Origin of the sequence: Streptomyces sp. NPDC087215 (assembly GCF_044744885.1) — a bacterium.
Lineage (GTDB): Bacteria > Actinomycetota > Actinomycetes > Streptomycetales > Streptomycetaceae > Streptomyces.
Genome location: NZ_JBIUZD010000013.1, coordinates 73,437 through 87,916 on the forward strand (window position 1 = coordinate 73,437; position 14,480 = coordinate 87,916).

Genomic DNA, 14,480 nt, shown 5'->3' on the forward strand with positions numbered 1-14,480 from the left:
TTCAGTGCCTGAGCTGCTTCTTCGCTCAGGCCGTTGCTGTTTTCTTGCGCCGGTTCGTGATGATCTGTCCGGCCACCACCATCAGTACCGCGAGAACGAACATCCCGGTGCCGATGACGTTGATCTGAACGGGGGTTCCGCGCTGCGCCGAGCCCCAGACGAACATGGGGAAGGTCACGGTGGAGCCCGCGTTGAAGTTGGTGATGATGAAGTCGTCGAACGAGAGGGCGAAGGCGAGCAGGCCGCCGGCGGCGATGCCGGGGGCCGCGATCGGCAGGGTCACCCGGAGGAAGGTCTGCGCGGGGCTCGCGTAGAGGTCGCCCGCGGCTTCTTCGAGGCGCGGGTCCATGGACATGACCCGGGCCTTGACCGCCGTCACGACGAACGACAGGCAGAAGGTGATGTGGGCGATGAGGATCGTCCAGAAGCCCAGCTGGATGCCCATGTTGAGGAAGAGCGTGAGCATCGAGGCGGCCATCACGACCTCGGGCATCGCCATCGGCAGGAAGATCAGGGAGCTGATCGCGCCGCGCGCCCGGAAGCGGTAGCGGACCAGGGCGAAGGCGATCATCGTGCCGAGGACGACCGCGCCGAGGGTGGCCCAGGCGGCGATCTGGAGCGACAGGGAGAGCGACTCGCACATGTCGGCGACGCCGCAGGGGTCCTTCCAGGCGTCGAGCGAGAACTCCTGCCAGGAGTAGTTGAAGCGGCCCTTCGGCCGGTTGAAGGAGAACGCCATCACCACGAGGTTCGGCAGGATCATGTACGCGAGCGTGAGCAGGCCCGCGATCACGACGAGGTTGCGTCGTATCCAGCGCATCAGACCAGGTCCTCCGTTCCCGCACGGCGGATGTAGACGGTGACCATGACCAGCACGATCGCCATGAGGATGAAGGAGAGCGCGGCGGCCGTCGGGTAGTCGAGGACCCGCAGGAACTGCGACTGGATGACGTTTCCGATCATCTTGGTGTCGGTGGAGCCGAGCAGTTCCGCGTTGACGTAGTCACCGGCCGCCGGGATGAAGGTGAGCAGGGTGCCGGAGACGACGCCGGGCATCGACAGCGGGAAGGTCACCTTGCGGAAGGTGGTCGCCGGGGAGGCGTACAGGTCCCGCGCGGCCTCGTGCAGCCGGCCGTCGATCCGCTCCAGGGAGGTGTAGAGGGGCAGGATCATGAAGGGCAGGAAGTTGTACGTGAGGCCGCAGACGACGGCCATCGGGGTGGCGAGCACCCGGCTGCCCTCGGTCCAGCCGAGCCAGCTGGTCACGTCGAGGACGTGCAGCGCGTTCAGGACGTCGACCACCAGGCTGTCGTCGGCCAGGATCGTCTTCCAGGCCAGCGTCCGGATGAGGAAGCTGGTGAAGAAGGGCGCGATGACGAGGACCAGGAGCAGATTGCGCCAGCGTCCGGCCTTGAAGGCGATCAGATACGCGAGCGGGTAGCCCAGCAGCAGACAGAGCAGGGTCGCGGTGCCCGCGTACAGCAGGGAACGGACGAACTGCGGCCAGTACTCCCGGAAGGCGTCCCAGTAGGTCGGGAAGTGCCAGGTGACCTGGAAGCCCTGCTCCAGGGAGCCGGTCTGGACCGAGGTCGAGGCCTGGTAGACCAGCGGCAGCGCGAAGAAGACGAGCAGCCAGAGGATGCCGGGCACCAGCAGCCAGTACGGGACGAGCCGCTTGCGGGTGGAGGGCTTGCGCGGAACCGGTTCCGTCGCCGGGTCCGCCGTCTCCTCGGCGAGGGTGGTCGCGCTCATCCGGCGTCCTCCACCGTCTCCACGCCCGCGTCGATGGCCTGGGCCGCGTCGAGCCCGAAGGTGTGCGCCGGGTTCCAGTGCAGGACGACCTCGGCGCCGGGGCGCAGCCGGGTGTCGCGCTCGATGTTCTGCTCGTAGACCTGGAGGCCGCCGCCCGCGGGGCCGTCCACCACGTACTGGGTGGAGACGCCGATGAAGGAGGAGTCGGCGATCCGGCCGGTGACCCGGTTGCGGCCGTCGGCGACGGTGGCCGCGTCGTCGGCGTGGGTCAGCGAGATCTTCTCGGGGCGGACGCCCACGAGCACCTTGCCGCCCTGGCGGACGGCGGTCGTACAGCGGTCGCCGGGGACCCGGAGCCTGCTGCCGCCCGCCGTGACGAGGAGGTCGGCGCCGGTCTCCAGGACCTCGGCCTCGATGAGGTTGGAGGTGCCGAGGAAGTTGGCGACGAAGGTGGTCCGCGGGTTCTCGTAGAGGTCGGCGGGGGCGCCGAGCTGCTCGACGCGGCCGCCGTTCATCACCGCGACCTGGTCGGCCATGGTCATGGCCTCCTCCTGGTCGTGGGTGACGTGCACGAAGGTGATGCCGACCTCGGTCTGGATGCGCTTGAGCTCCAGCTGCATCTGGCGGCGCAGCTTGAGGTCGAGGGCGCCGAGCGGCTCGTCGAGGAGGAGGACCTGGGGGTGGTTGATGAGGGCGCGGGCCACCGCGACGCGCTGCTGCTGGCCGCCGGAGAGCTGGTGCGGCTTGTGGCGGGCCTTGTCGCCGAGCTGGACGAGTTCCAGCATGTCGTCGACCTGCTTCTTCACGGACTTGATGCCGCGCCGGCGCAGTCCGAAGGCGATGTTCTCGGTGATGTCCATGTGCGGGAAGAGCGCGTAGGACTGGAAGACGGTGTTGACCGGCCGCTTGTACGGGGGGAGGTCGGTGACGTCCCGGTCGCCGAGGAAGACGGTGCCGGTGCTGGGGTCCTCCAGTCCGGCGATCATGCGGAGCGTGGTGGTCTTGCCGCAGCCGGAGGCGCCGAGGAGGGCGAAGAAGGAGCCCTGCGGGACGGTCAGGTCCAGCGGGTGGACGGCGGTGAAGGAGCCGTAGGACTTGCTGATCCCGGTGAGACGGACGTCGCCGCCGGTGTTCTTGTCAGTCATGGGTTGCGGTCCCAGGGGAGTGAGAGAGGTGGACGACGTGGCCTCAGGCGCCGATGAGCTTGGCGAACTTCTCCTCGTACGCCGTCTCCTCCGCGCTGCTGAGCGAGCGGAAGGAGCGCGACTTCTTGGCCATGGCCTTGTCCGGGAGGATCAGCGTGTTGTCCGCGAGCTCGGGGTCGATCCTGGCCAGCTCGTCCTTGACCCCGTCGACGGGGCACACGTAGTTGATGTACGCGGCGAGCTGGGCGGCGACGGGAAGCTCGTAGTAGTAGTCGATGAGCTTCTCGGCGTTCGTCTTGTGCCGGGACTGCGCGGGGACGAGCAGGTTGTCGGTGGAGGTGATGTATCCGGCGGACGGGATGGCGTACCGGATGTCCGGGTTGTCGGCCTGGAGCTGGATGACGTCACCGGCCCAGGCGAGACAGGCGGCGAGGTCGCCCTTGCTGAGGTCCGAGGTGTAGTCGTTGCCGTGGAAGCGGCGGATCTGCTTGGTGTCGACGCCCTTCTGGAGGCGTCCGACGGCCGCGTCGAAGTCGGCGTCGGTGAACTTCCCGGGGTCCTTGCCGAGGTCGAGCAGGGCCATGCCGACGGTGTCGCGCATCTCGGTGAGGAAGCCGACGCGGCCCTTGAGGGCGGGGTCGTCCAGGAGCTGGGTGACCGAGTCGACCTTCCTGCCGCCGGTCGCCTTCACGTTGTAGGCGATGACGGTGGAGATGCCGGTCCAGGGGTACGAGTAGGAGCGGCCCGGGTCCCAGTCGGGGCGGCGGAACTGGGCGGAGAGGTTGGCGTAGGCGTTGGGGAGGTTCGCCGGGTCGAGCTTCTGGACCCAGCCGAGCCGGATCATGCGGGCGGCGAGCCAGTCGGTGACGCAGATCAGGTCGCGGCCGGTCTCCTGTCCGGCGGCGAGCTGCGGCTTGATCTTGCCGAAGAACTCGACGTTGTCGTTGATGTCCTCGGTGTACTTGACCGCGATCCCGGTGCGCTCGCGGAACGCCTCCAGGGTGGGGCGGGACTTGCCGTCCTCGCCGATGTCCATGTACTCGGTCCAGTTGGAGAAGGCGACGGTCCTCTCCTTGGCCGACACGTCGGTGGACGCGGGCCCCTGGCCCTCCCGCTTGGCCGGCGGGATGCCGCAGGCGCTCAGCCCGGCGAGACCGCCGAGGGTGAGCGCCCCGACGCCTCCGGCGCGCAGCACCGAACGGCGGCTGAGGGCGCTCCGGCCGCTCGTCAGGCTGCGGCGTATCGCGGCCGTCTGCGCGGCCGACAGGCCGTCGGGCTCGTACTGCTCCATGCGCTGTGCCCTTTCGGGAGGTTGGTGCGCCGCTGGTCCGGCGACGGGCTGCTATCGGTCCCCGAAGATCGTGCGGTGCCAGTCCTTGGCCGCCACCGCAGTGTTGTCGAACATCACGTGCTTGACCTGTGTGTACTCCTCGAAGGAGTACACCGACATGTCCTTGCCGTAGCCCGATGCCTTGCTGCCGCCGTGCGGCATCTCGCTGATGATCGGGATGTGGTCGTTGACCCAGACGCAGCCGGCCTTGATCTCCCGGGTGGCGCGGTGGGCGCGGTAGACGTCCCGGCTCCAGGCGGAGGCGGCCAGGCCGTAGGGGGTGTCGTTGGCGAGCCGGATGCCCTCGTCGTCGCTGTCGAAGGGCAGGGCCACCAGGACGGGTCCGAAGATCTCCGACTGCACGACCTCGCTGTCCTGCGGGGCTCCGGTGATCAGGGTCGGCCGGTAGTACGCGCCGTCCTTCAGGTCGCCGCCGGGGATCTCGCCGCCGGTGACGACGGTGGCGTAGCCGCGGGCGCGCTCCACGAAGCCCGCGACGGCGTCGCGGTGCCGGTGGCTGACGAGCGGGCCGAGGTCGGTGGCCGGGTCGAAGGGGTCGCCGAGGCGGACGGTCTCCATCAGTTCGGCGACCCGGGCGACGAAGGCGTCGAACAGCGGGCGCTGGACGTAGGCGCGGGTGGCGGCGGTGCAGTCCTGGCCGCTGTTGATGAGGGAGGCGGCGACGGCGCCGTGCGCGGCGGCCTCCAGGTCGGCGTCGTCGAAGACGACGAAGGGTGCCTTGCCGCCGAGTTCGAGGTGGAGGCGCTTGACGGTCGCGGTGGCGATCTCGGCGACGCGCTTGCCGACGGGGGTGGAGCCGGTGAAGGAGGTCATGACGACGTCGGGGTGGCCGACGAGGTGTTCGCCGACGGTCCGCCCGGCGCCGCTGACGACGTTGACGACTCCGTCGGGGATGCCCGCGTCGGTGGCCGCCTGCGCGAACATCAGGGAGGTCAGCGGGGTCAGCTCGGCGGGCTTCAGGACGATCGTGTTGCCCGCGGCGATGGCCGGGAGGATCTTCCAGGCGGCCATCTGGAGCGGGTAGTTCCAGGGGGCGATGGAGCCGATGACGCCGATCGCCTCGCGCCGGACGTACGAGGTGTGGTCGCCGCTGTACTCGGCGGCCGACTGGCCCTGGAGGTGGCGGGCGGCCCCCGCGAAGAAGGCGGTGTTGTCGACGGTGCCCGGTACGTCGAACTCGGTGGTCAGCTTGAGGGGCTTGCCGCACTGGAGGGACTCCACGCGGGCGATGTCGTCGGCCCGTTCGGCGAGCACGGCGGCGAAGCGGTGGAGGGCGTCGGAACGCTCTCCGGGGGTGGCGCCCGACCAGCCCGGGAAGGCCGCCTTGGCGGCGGCGACGGCGGCGTCGACGTCGGCGGTGGAGGCCAGCTCGTACGTGTGGACGCTCTCCCCCGTCGCTGGGTCGACCACGCTGTGCCGCTGACCGGAGGTTCCGGCACGGAGCCGCCCGCCGATGTACTGTGCGCCGTCCGCGAAGCGGCCCGTCACCTGGAAGCGGTTGCCCATGACGCTCTCCGTTGTCCCAGCTCGAATTGAGTGCCGATCCTGACATGACGAAAGGGGGTCAACAAGTGATTCCGTTGTTGCCTTTTGGTTACGCGACGGAATCGGTCGACCATGTGTCGAGGCGGCCGGAAAATCTCCGTACGTATTGTCCGTGGTGAATGCCACACTCGCGTGCATGAGCGGTATCGAGACACTGACACAGCAGGTCAGCAGGGGTGAGCGGGTGAAGTGGCTGCACTTCTGGGGTCACCGTCCGCATCCGGACGGTCGCCTTTCGGCGAGCTGTCTCAGCCAGTGGTGGCCCGCACCCTTCGTGACGGACGGCGTGTCCTACGCGACCGCCGAGCACTGGATGATGGCGGCCAAGGCCCGGCTCTTCGGGGACGCCGACGCCGAGCGGGCCGCGCTGGCCGCCCGTACGCCCGCCGAGGCCAAGGTCGCGGGGCGGCTGGTCCGGGGCTTCGACGAGGCCGTGTGGGAGCGGGAGCGCCTCGGGATCGTCGTCGAGGGCAGCGTCCACAAGTTCTCCTCGGACGAGGGGCTGCGCGCCTATCTCCTCGGGACCGGCGCCCGTGTCCTGGTGGAGGCCAGCCCGGTGGACCGCGTCTGGGGCATCGGGCTGGCAGCCGACGACCCCCGCGCCACCGACCCGGCCCGCTGGCGGGGCCTCAACCTGCTGGGCTTCGCCCTGATGGAGGCGCGGGAGCGGCTGCGGACGGAGTGATTCCCCGCCGGTACGGCCCGGGGCCCCGCACCTGAGCAGGTGCGGGGCCCCGGGCCTTCGGGCTCGGCTGTCGGTCAGTCGCCCCGCTCGATCTGCAGGACCGAGGCGTAGGGGTCGCCGCTGCCGGACTCCTCGAAGGTGCCCGGTTCCTGGACGACCGCCCAGACGATGAACGCCAGGAAGACCGCGCTGACCAGGGTGCCGATGGCGCCGAGCACGATGCCCGCGATGGCCATGCCCCGGTTGGTCGCCTCGCCCCGGCCGGCCTTCTTCAGGCCGATGACGCCGAAGATCAGCGCCAGGACGCCGAGGACCACGCCCAGGCCGTACAGACAGAAACCGGCCACGGCGATGATGCCGAGCACCATCGAGGCCGTGCCCATGCCGTTGGACGGCTGCTGCTGCCAGCCGGGCTGGCCGGGGTAGCCGCCGCCGTACGGCGACGAGGCGTCCGGGTAGCCGGGGTAGCCGTAGCCGGAGGCCGCCGGGCTCGCGGCCGTCGGGTAGCCGTAGCCGCCGGCGGAGCCCGCCGCCGGATAGCCGTACGTGCCGGGCGCGGCCGCCGGGCCGCCGGGCGCCACCGGTGGCGGCGGCACGGCCGCCCCGGGCTCCGGGGTGACCGGTACGGACGTGACGGTCTGCTGGTCGTGGACCGGCGGGGGCGTCGCCGCCTTGCTCAGTTCCACCCCGTCACGGTTCGGCGGAGCCCACGGGTCCGCCGGGTCGAATCCGCCCCGCGACTGGTCTTGGTTGTCAGACATGGGCCTCCCCCATCATGGTCCCGCCATGCTAAGGCCTCACCCCTGCGGGGGATCCGACCGGCCTACGATGATCCGATGACCGATCTCCGTCCGTTCATCGCGGGCCTCCCCAAGGCCGAGCTGCACGTGCACCACGTCGGCTCCGCCTCGCCCCGGATCGTCGCCGAGCTCGCCGCCCGGCACCCCGACTCGAAGGTCCCCACGGACCCGGAGGCGCTGGCCGACTACTTCACCTTCACCGACTTCGCCCACTTCATCGACGTCTACCTGTCCGTCGTCGACCTGGTCCGCACCCCCGAGGACGTCCGGCTGCTGACCTTCGAGGTCGCCCGTGACATGGCCCGGCAGAACATCCGGTACGCCGAGCTGACCGTCACCCCGTACTCCTCCACCAGCCGGGGCATCGACGAGCGCGCCTTCATGGCGGCCATCGAGGACGCCCGCAAGGCCGCCGAGGCCGAGTTCGGCACGATCCTGCGCTGGTGCTTCGACATCCCCGGCGAGGCCGGGCTCGTCTCGGCCGAGGAGACCGCGCGGCTCGCCACCACGGACGCGCTGCGCCCGGAGGGCCTGGTCTCCTTCGGTCTCGGCGGCCCGGAGATCGGGGTGCCGCGTCCGCAGTTCAAGCCGTACTTCGACCGTGCGCGGGCCGCCGGACTGCGCTCCGTCCCGCACGCGGGCGAGACCACGGGGCCGCAGACGGTCTGGGACGCGATCCGCGACCTGGGCGCGGAACGCATCGGGCACGGCACCACCTCCGTCCAGGACCCGGCGCTCCTCGCCCACCTGGCCGAGCACCGGATCGCCCTGGAGGTCTGCCCGACCTCCAACATCGCCACCCGGGCGGTCGCCACCCTGGACGAGCACCCGATCCGGCGGATGGTCGAGGCGGGCGTCCTGGTCACGGTCAACAGCGACGACCCGCCGATGTTCGGCACCGACCTCAACAACGAGTACGCGGTCGCCGCCCGGCTCCTCGGCCTCGACGAGCGCGAAGTCGCCGCCCTCGCCAAGAACGCGGTCGAGGCCTCCTTCCTCGACGCCCCGGGCAAGGCCCTGATCGCCGCCGAGATCGACGCCTACACCGACGGGTGGCTGGCGCGCTGACGGCGGTGAGAATGGGGTCATGCGCCCTGTCACTGCCGTAGGCCACCGCGGCGACCCGTACCACGTCCGTGAGAACACCCTCCGTTCGATCTCCTCGGCGGTCGAGCGGGGGGCGGACGCCGTCGAGATCGATGTCCGGCTGACGAAGGACGGGGTGCCCGTCCTCCTCCACGACGACACCCTGGAACGGCTCTGGGGCCATGAGCGGCGACTCGCCGACCTCACCCGCGCGCAGCTCGCCGAGCTGACCCGAGGGGGCGTCCCGACCCTGCGCGAGGCCCTGCTCACCGCCGGGGACAAGCGGCTGATGCTGGACCTGCCGGGCGGCGACGAGAACTCGGTGCGGACGATCGTCGGAACGGTCCGCGAGTGCGGCGCCGGGGAGCGCGTCTACTACTGCGCCGGGGCCGTCGCCATGCTCCAGGTGCGGGCCGCCGATCCCGCCGCCGAGATCGCCCTGACGTGGAACTCGCTCGTCCCGCCCCGGCGGGCGCTGCTGGACGCGGTCCGGCCGCGCTGGCTCAACTACCGCTTCGGCCTGGTGAGCGAAGAGCTGACCGACCGGCTCCACCGGGACGGTCTGCTGGTCTCGGTCTGGACCGCCGACACCCGGCGCACCATGCGTAAGCTGATCATGAAGGGGGTCGACTCGGTCACCACGAACCGCGTCGACGCGCTGACCGACGTCCTGCGAAAGGCTCGCGCATGAAAGACCGCATCAGGACCGACATCGCCCACAACGCCCGGGTGTGGAACTACTGGCTGGGGGGCAAGGACAACTACCCGGTGGACCGCGCGGTCGGCGAGCAGGTCACCGGTTTCTACCCCAGCATCGGCGAAGTGGCCCGCGCGGACCGGGCGTTCCTCGGCCGGGTGGTGACGTACCTGGCCGCCGAGGAGGGCGTGCGCCAGTTCCTCGACATCGGTACGGGCCTGCCGACCGCCGACAACACCCATGAGGTCGCCCAGCGTTCGGCGCCCGACGCCCGGATCGTCTACGTCGACAACGACCCGATCGTCCTGACCCACGCCCGCGCGCTCCTGACCAGCGCGCCGGAGGGCGTCACCGAATACGTGGACGCCGACGCGCACGACCCCCGCGAGATCGTCGCGGCGGCGGGGAAGACCCTCGACTTCTCCCGGCCGGTCGCGGTGATGATGCTCGGCATCCTCAACTTCGTCCTGGACACCGACGAGGCGCGGTCGATCGTCCGGACGCTGATGGACGCCGTCCCCTCCGGCAGCCTCCTCGTCCTGACCCACCCCACCCTGGAGCCGGAGCTCGGCGGCGAGGGCAACGAGGCCGCGATGGCCTTCTGGAACGAGAACGCGACCCCGCCGATCACCGCCCGCAGCCGCGCCGAGTTCACCTCCTTCTTCGAGGGCCTCGACCTCCTGGAGCCGGGCATCGTCTCCTGCTCGCGGTGGCGGAACGATTCCGCGGGGGCGCCCGTGGTGGCCCAGTTCGGCGCGGTGGGCCGCAAGCCGTAATGGACGTACGGGGGGAGGCGCGCGTCCGCCGGGAGCGGCTGCGCGCCTGGGGCTCGGCGAACCCCTGGGCGGTGGACCTGGGGATCGCGCTGCTGGTCCAGGCGGCCCTGACGATGCCGTTCGTGGTGCCGCGCGCGCCCGAGCTCCCGCCGGCGACCTGGGGCGCGTACGGACTGACGACGCTCACCGCGCTGCCGCTGGTGCTGCGGCGCCGCGCACCGCTCCCGGTGCTCCTCGCGGTGCTCGCGGCGAGCGCGTCGTACGAGCTGGCGCTCGACGGGCCGGGGCAGCCGCTGCCGTACACCGGACTCGTCGCGGTCTACACCGTCGCGCTGCTCTCCCCGCCGTGGCAGCGGCTCCTGACCGCGGTCCTGCTGCTCCTCGCGGTGCCGGTGTCGGTGTGGCTCAACACCCGGTCGGCCCGTGAACTGGCCTTCTCCCTCTTCGTGTTCGGCGCGGCCCATGTCTTCGGGCGGCTCCAGGACGCCCGGCAGCGCGCCCACCGGGTCGAGGCCGAGCGGGCCGCCGCGCGCGAACGGGCCAGGATCGCGCGGGAGATGCACGACATCCTGTCGCACGCGGTGAGCCTGATGGTGGTCCAGGCGGAGGCCGGTCCGGTGGCGGTGCGGACCGCGCCGGAGCGCGCGGAGGCGGCCTTCGACGCGATCTCGGAGACCGGCCGGGAGGCGATGGTCCAGCTGCGGCAGATGCTGGGGCTGCTGCGGGACGGCACCGGGGAGGCCGGGGGCGACGCGGCCCCGCGCGCTCCGCAGCCCGGCCTCGACGGCATCCCCGAGCTGCTGGACCGGGTCCGGGCGGGCGGGCTCGCCGTGACGTACGAGACGGCGGGCGGGGTGCGGGCGCTGCCCGCGTCGACCGGCGCCCAGGTGTACCGGATCGTGCAGGAGGCGCTGACCAATGTGGTCCGGCACTCCGGGGCGCGCCGGGCCGAGGTGCGGCTGGTCCACGCGGACGGTGTCCTGCGGGTCACGGTCGCCGACGACGGGCGGGGCCCGGGGGCGGGCCGGGCGCGGCCCCGTCGGGGCGGTCCCGGGCACGGTCTCACCGGGGTCGGGGAGCGGGCCGCCGCGCAGGGCGGGACGGCGGAGACCGGCCCCGGGCCGGACGGCAGGGGGTTCGAGGTGCGGGTGGTGCTGCCCGTGCCGTCCACGGCGGAGGTGGGGGCGTGAGGACGGTCCGGGTGGTGGTGGCGGACGACCAGGAGCTGGTCCGCAGCGGTTTCGCGATGATCCTGGACGCGCAGCCGGACATCGAGGTGGTCGCGGAGGCGGGCGACGGGGCCGCGGCGGTCGAGGCGGTGCGGCGGCACGCGCCCGACGTGGCCCTCCTGGACATCCGGATGCCGGGGACCGACGGGATCGAGGCGTGCCGGACCATCGCGGCCGGGTCCCGCTGCCGGACGGTGATCCTGACGACCTTCGACACCGACGCGTACGTGTACGAGGCGCTGCACGCGGGCGCGTCCGGCTTCCTCCTGAAGGACGTGCGGCGGGACGACCTGGTGCACGCGGTACGGGTGGTGGCGGCGGGCGAGTCGCTGCTCGCGCCGTCGGTGGCCCGGCGGCTGGTGGAGCAGTACACCCGGGGGCCGGGGGCCGGGCCGCGCGGGACGGGCCCGGACCCCCGGCTCGACGTGCTCACGGGCCGGGAGCGGGAGACGCTGCTGCTGCTCGCGCGCGGGCTGTCGAACGCGGAGATCGCGGCGGAGCTGGTGGTCAGCGACCACACGGTGAAGACGCACGTGGGCAACGTCCTGGCCAAGCTGGGGCTGCGGGACCGGGTCCAGGCGGTGATCTGCGCGTACGAGACGGGGCTCGTCGCGGCGGGCTCTCCCCCGCCCGGGGGAGGCCGGGCCCCGGGGTACTCCCCCGGGCGGGGGAGGAACTGACCCCCGGAAGACCGCCGGTGCGGGCGATCCGCGCGGGGCCGCCGGTCCGGAGGATGGAGCCACCGAGAACGACGGCTCACACCCACGGAGTTGACCATGAGGAAGTCCACCCGCACGCTGCTCGCCGCCGCCCTGGTGCTGGGGACGGCGGCCGGTCCCGCGGTCGTCCCGGCGGTCGCGGCGGCGCCCCCGGGGGCCGGGGCGGTGTCCGGACCCGGTCCCGCCGGGGCGGTGTCGGCGCCAGGTCCCGCCGGGGCGGTGTCCGGACCCGGTCCCGCCGGGGCGGTGTCGGCGCCAGGTCCGGCCGAGGCCGTGTCGGCGGTCGTCGCGGGGCTCCCCCGCGCCGACGCCACGGCCGCGCTCGTCCGGGTCGGCGGCGCCGAGGGGGTCTGGCGGGGCGGGGCGGGCGTCCACGACCTGGAGTCGGGGGCCCCGGCCGATCGGTCGGCCCGGTTCCGGGCGGGTTCGGTGACGAAGGTGTTCACGGCGGCGACCGTGCTCCAGCTGGCCGCCGAGGGACGGATCGACCTGGACCGCACGGCCCGTTCGTATCTGCCGGAGCTGATCCCCGGCCGGTACGCCCGTGTGACGGTCCGCCAGTTGCTGAACCACACGCACGGCATCCCGGCGGCCGGGCTGCCGGGCACGACGGTGGAGGAGTGGTACGCCCACCGCTTCGACACGTACACGCCCCGGGAGCTGGTGCGTTCGGCGGTGGCGAAGCCGCGCGAGTTCCGGCCGGGCACCCGCCAGCACTATCTGAACATCGGCTACACCGTCGCGGGCCTGATCGTGGAGCGGGTGACAGGCGACGACTTCGAGGACCGGGTGGAGCGGCGGATCCTGCGCCCGCTGGGGCTGCGGGACACGTACCTCCCGCGCGGCGCGGCCGAGCTGGTGGGCCCGTACAACCACGGCTATCAGACGATGCGGCTCGACGACGGGACGACCGGGCTCCGTGACGTGTCCGTCTGGGGGACCTCGGAGGCGTGGGCGGCGGGCGACCTGGTCTCGACCACCGCCGACCTGGAGCGTTTCGTCGAGGAGCTGTTCGCGGGCCGGGTGGTGCGCGGGCCGCTCCTGGCGGAGATGTTCACCCTGCCGCGGGTCACGGACCTGACGAGCGGCGCCCCCGCCGCGTACTCCGCCGGGCTCTCGATGAAGCGGCTCGGCGGGCGCGAGGTGTGGGGGAAGACGGGCGGACGCTGGGGCTACAACACGGCCGTCGCCTCGACCCGCGACGGCTCGCGCACCCTGGTCTACAGCGTCAACTCCACCGACGCGAAGGGCCAGGACATGAACCGGACCGCGCTGGGCCTGATGGTGGCGGCGTACGGCCTGCCGGACTGATCACCGGCGGTCCCGGTGGAGGGCCGGGCCGGTCGCGGGCTGCCGGGTCCGGCCGGTACGGGGTCCGCAGGAGGGGCCGGGTCCGTACGGGTGCCGGGGCCGTCAGAGACCGACGATCGCGTTCCACTTCTTGGCGAACTCCTGGCGTTCGTCCGAGCGGATGTCCCGGGCGATGGCCAGACGGGAGCGCATGGCCGCGTCCGGGAAGATCAGCGGGTCCTCGGCGAGGGCGACGAGTTCCTCGTCGCCGGAGTCGGCGAGGACGTTCTGCGCGGCGGGGACCGGGCAGACGTAGTTGACCCAGGCGGCGAGTTCGGCGGCGACCTCGGGCCGGTAGTAGTGGTCGACGAGCTTCTCGGCGTTGCTCTTGTGCTGGGCGAGGTTGGGGATCATCAGGGACTCGGCCCAGAGTTCGGCGCCCTCCTCGGGGACGACGAACTCGATGTCCGGGTTGTCGGCCTGGAGCTGGATGACGTCGCCGGAGTACGCCTGGCAGGCCAGGACGTCGCCGGTGGAGAGGTCCTTGATGTAGTCGTTGCCGGTGAAGCGGCGGATGTGCTTGCGGCGGACGAGGCCCTCGATCTGCTCGCACAGCGCGTGGAAGTCGTCGGCGGTCCAGCGGGTGACGTCGACGCCGTTGCCCTGGAGGAGCAGGGACATGGACTCGTCGAGCCCGGACAGCAGGGTGACCTTGCCGCGCAGGTCGTCGGCCCAGAGCTCCTTGGTGGAGCGCAGTTCCCGGCCGAGCCTGCGGCGGTTGTAGGCGATGCCGGTGATCCCGGACTGCCAGGGGACGCTGTGCAGCCGTCCGGGGTCGAAGGCGGGGGTGCGCAGCTGGGGGGCGAGGTTCTTCGCGACGTTCGGCTGGGCGGCCCGGTCCATCTCCTGGACCCAGCCGAGGCGGACGAAGCGGGCGGCCATCCAGTCGCTGATGACGATCAGGTCGCGGCCGGTCTGCTGGTGGTTCATCAGGGAGGGGCTGATCTTCCCGAAGAACTCGTCGTTGTCGTTGATCTCCTCGGTGTACCGGACGGCGATCCCGGTCTCCTCGCGGAAGGCGTCGAGGGTGGGGCGCTTCCTGGGGTCCTCGTCGTCGGTGTCGATGTAGAGCGGCCAGTTGGCGAAGTCGAGGGTGCGGTCCCGGGCGGAGAGGTCGCGTCCGGCGCGGGCGCCCTCCTCGACGTAGGCGGCGGGGACTCCGCACCCGGCCGCGAGCAGGGTGGCCCCGGCGGCGGCGCTGCCGCGCAGCAGGGACCGGCGGGACATGTACTTCCTGGTCGCTCTCACCCGTGCAGCATCGCGGTCGGCCGCGGCCCGGGGCAATGGACGGTCCGTCGAGCGACGGAGCGCGGCCCCGACACCCTGTCGATCAAGGGGGTCGGGG

Annotated in this window: 14 protein-coding genes; 7 read left to right on the top strand and 7 right to left on the bottom strand. The window is 71.9% G+C overall.

Annotated features, from left to right (window positions below; genetic code table 11):
* Positions 1 to 25 precede the first annotated feature (25 nt).
* The 5 genes from ACIO92_RS26930 to ACIO92_RS26950 are packed head-to-tail and all read right to left on the bottom strand — an operon-like array spanning position 26 to position 5,754.
* On the bottom strand, positions 26 to 820 hold the full coding sequence (locus tag ACIO92_RS26930) for an ABC transporter permease (RefSeq protein ID WP_366443971.1): 795 nt from the start codon (positions 818 to 820) through the stop codon (positions 26 to 28).
* Positions 820 to 1,752, bottom strand: a complete 933-nt coding sequence (locus ACIO92_RS26935) for an ABC transporter permease (RefSeq protein WP_366443970.1) — start codon at positions 1,750 to 1,752, stop codon at positions 820 to 822. Before ACIO92_RS26935 ends, ACIO92_RS26930 begins: the two co-directional genes overlap by 1 nt.
* Positions 1,749 to 2,897, bottom strand: a complete 1,149-nt coding sequence (locus ACIO92_RS26940) for an ABC transporter ATP-binding protein (RefSeq protein WP_401241392.1) — start codon at positions 2,895 to 2,897, stop codon at positions 1,749 to 1,751. The genes ACIO92_RS26935 and ACIO92_RS26940 overlap by 4 nt, the downstream gene beginning before the upstream one ends.
* A 43-nt stretch (positions 2,898 to 2,940) precedes the next feature.
* The gene (locus tag ACIO92_RS26945; RefSeq protein WP_366443968.1) at positions 2,941 to 4,188 is read right to left on the bottom strand and encodes a spermidine/putrescine ABC transporter substrate-binding protein; all 1,248 of its coding nucleotides are present in this window, start codon (positions 4,186 to 4,188) and stop codon (positions 2,941 to 2,943) included.
* A gap of 51 nt (positions 4,189 to 4,239) precedes the next feature.
* Positions 4,240 to 5,754, bottom strand: a complete 1,515-nt coding sequence (locus ACIO92_RS26950) for a gamma-aminobutyraldehyde dehydrogenase (RefSeq protein ID WP_402060213.1) — start codon at positions 5,752 to 5,754, stop codon at positions 4,240 to 4,242.
* Positions 5,755 to 5,929: 175 nt separating this feature from the next.
* On the opposite strand from ACIO92_RS26950, the gene ACIO92_RS26955 reads away from it, so the two are divergent.
* Positions 5,930 to 6,478: an NADAR family protein gene (locus ACIO92_RS26955; protein ID WP_366443966.1), complete on the top strand. Its 549-nt coding sequence runs from the start codon at positions 5,930 to 5,932 to the stop codon at positions 6,476 to 6,478.
* Positions 6,479 to 6,552: 74 nt separating this feature from the next.
* Here the strand turns inward: ACIO92_RS26955 and ACIO92_RS26960 are convergent, their stop codons facing one another.
* Entirely contained in the window at positions 6,553 to 7,239 is a 687-nt protein-coding gene (locus tag ACIO92_RS26960) for a DUF4190 domain-containing protein (RefSeq protein ID WP_402283487.1), read from the bottom strand.
* 75 nt (positions 7,240 to 7,314) lie between these two features.
* Between ACIO92_RS26960 and ACIO92_RS26965 the strand changes: the two genes are divergently transcribed.
* The 6 genes from ACIO92_RS26965 to ACIO92_RS26990 all read left to right on the top strand — a co-directional run bounded on the left by ACIO92_RS26965 (position 7,315) and on the right by ACIO92_RS26990 (position 13,096).
* Complete coding sequence (locus tag ACIO92_RS26965; RefSeq protein ID WP_402283489.1) at positions 7,315 to 8,346, top strand: adenosine deaminase; 1,032 nt, start codon at positions 7,315 to 7,317, stop codon at positions 8,344 to 8,346.
* Between the two features lie 19 nt (positions 8,347 to 8,365).
* Positions 8,366 to 9,055 (top strand): glycerophosphodiester phosphodiesterase, encoded by a 690-nt coding sequence (locus ACIO92_RS26970; RefSeq protein WP_402283491.1) that lies wholly within the window; start codon positions 8,366 to 8,368, stop codon positions 9,053 to 9,055.
* Positions 9,052 to 9,837 carry an SAM-dependent methyltransferase gene (locus ACIO92_RS26975; protein ID WP_366443962.1) on the top strand — a complete coding sequence of 262 codons (786 nt, stop codon included), beginning with the start codon at positions 9,052 to 9,054 and terminating at the stop codon, positions 9,835 to 9,837. The genes ACIO92_RS26970 and ACIO92_RS26975 overlap by 4 nt, the downstream gene beginning before the upstream one ends.
* Entirely contained in the window at positions 9,837 to 11,027 is a 1,191-nt protein-coding gene (locus ACIO92_RS26980; protein ID WP_366443961.1) for a histidine kinase, read from the top strand. The genes ACIO92_RS26975 and ACIO92_RS26980 overlap by 1 nt, the downstream gene beginning before the upstream one ends.
* Positions 11,028 to 11,083: 56 nt before the next feature.
* Positions 11,084 to 11,746, top strand: a complete 663-nt coding sequence (locus ACIO92_RS26985; protein WP_366444027.1) for a response regulator transcription factor — start codon at positions 11,084 to 11,086, stop codon at positions 11,744 to 11,746.
* 96 nt (positions 11,747 to 11,842) lie between these two features.
* Entirely contained in the window at positions 11,843 to 13,096 is a 1,254-nt protein-coding gene (locus ACIO92_RS26990) for a serine hydrolase (RefSeq protein WP_402283493.1), read from the top strand.
* Between the two features lie 102 nt (positions 13,097 to 13,198).
* Here ACIO92_RS26990 and ACIO92_RS26995 read toward each other — a convergent pair whose 3' ends face one another.
* Positions 13,199 to 14,362, bottom strand: coding sequence for a spermidine/putrescine ABC transporter substrate-binding protein (locus ACIO92_RS26995; protein WP_366444026.1), 1,164 nt, complete (start codon positions 14,360 to 14,362; stop codon positions 13,199 to 13,201).
* Positions 14,363 to 14,480: the final 118 nt, after the last annotated feature.

What these genes read in the sequence shown, in the direction of transcription:
- ACIO92_RS26940 (WP_401241392.1), bottom strand. Translation starts at nt 2,897, where the DNA reads ATGACTGACAAGAACACCGGCGGCGACGTCCGTCTCACCGGGATCAGC.
- ACIO92_RS26980 (WP_366443961.1), top strand. Translation starts at nt 9,837, where the DNA reads ATGGACGTACGGGGGGAGGCGCGCGTCCGCCGGGAGCGGCTGCGCGCC.
- ACIO92_RS26985 (WP_366444027.1), top strand. Translation starts at nt 11,084, where the DNA reads ATGATCCTGGACGCGCAGCCGGACATCGAGGTGGTCGCGGAGGCGGGC.
- ACIO92_RS26990 (WP_402283493.1), top strand. Translation starts at nt 11,843, where the DNA reads ATGAGGAAGTCCACCCGCACGCTGCTCGCCGCCGCCCTGGTGCTGGGG.
- ACIO92_RS26950 (WP_402060213.1), bottom strand. Translation starts at nt 5,754, where the DNA reads ATGGGCAACCGCTTCCAGGTGACGGGCCGCTTCGCGGACGGCGCACAG.
- ACIO92_RS26945 (WP_366443968.1), bottom strand. Translation starts at nt 4,188, where the DNA reads ATGGAGCAGTACGAGCCCGACGGCCTGTCGGCCGCGCAGACGGCCGCG.
- ACIO92_RS26960 (WP_402283487.1), bottom strand. Translation starts at nt 7,239, where the DNA reads ATGTCTGACAACCAAGACCAGTCGCGGGGCGGATTCGACCCGGCGGAC.
- ACIO92_RS26970 (WP_402283491.1), top strand. Translation starts at nt 8,366, where the DNA reads ATGCGCCCTGTCACTGCCGTAGGCCACCGCGGCGACCCGTACCACGTC.
- ACIO92_RS26955 (WP_366443966.1), top strand. Translation starts at nt 5,930, where the DNA reads ATGAGCGGTATCGAGACACTGACACAGCAGGTCAGCAGGGGTGAGCGG.
- ACIO92_RS26975 (WP_366443962.1), top strand. Translation starts at nt 9,052, where the DNA reads ATGAAAGACCGCATCAGGACCGACATCGCCCACAACGCCCGGGTGTGG.
- ACIO92_RS26935 (WP_366443970.1), bottom strand. Translation starts at nt 1,752, where the DNA reads ATGAGCGCGACCACCCTCGCCGAGGAGACGGCGGACCCGGCGACGGAA.
- ACIO92_RS26930 (WP_366443971.1), bottom strand. Translation starts at nt 820, where the DNA reads ATGCGCTGGATACGACGCAACCTCGTCGTGATCGCGGGCCTGCTCACG.
- ACIO92_RS26995 (WP_366444026.1), bottom strand. Translation starts at nt 14,362, where the DNA reads ATGTCCCGCCGGTCCCTGCTGCGCGGCAGCGCCGCCGCCGGGGCCACC.
- ACIO92_RS26965 (WP_402283489.1), top strand. Translation starts at nt 7,315, where the DNA reads ATGACCGATCTCCGTCCGTTCATCGCGGGCCTCCCCAAGGCCGAGCTG.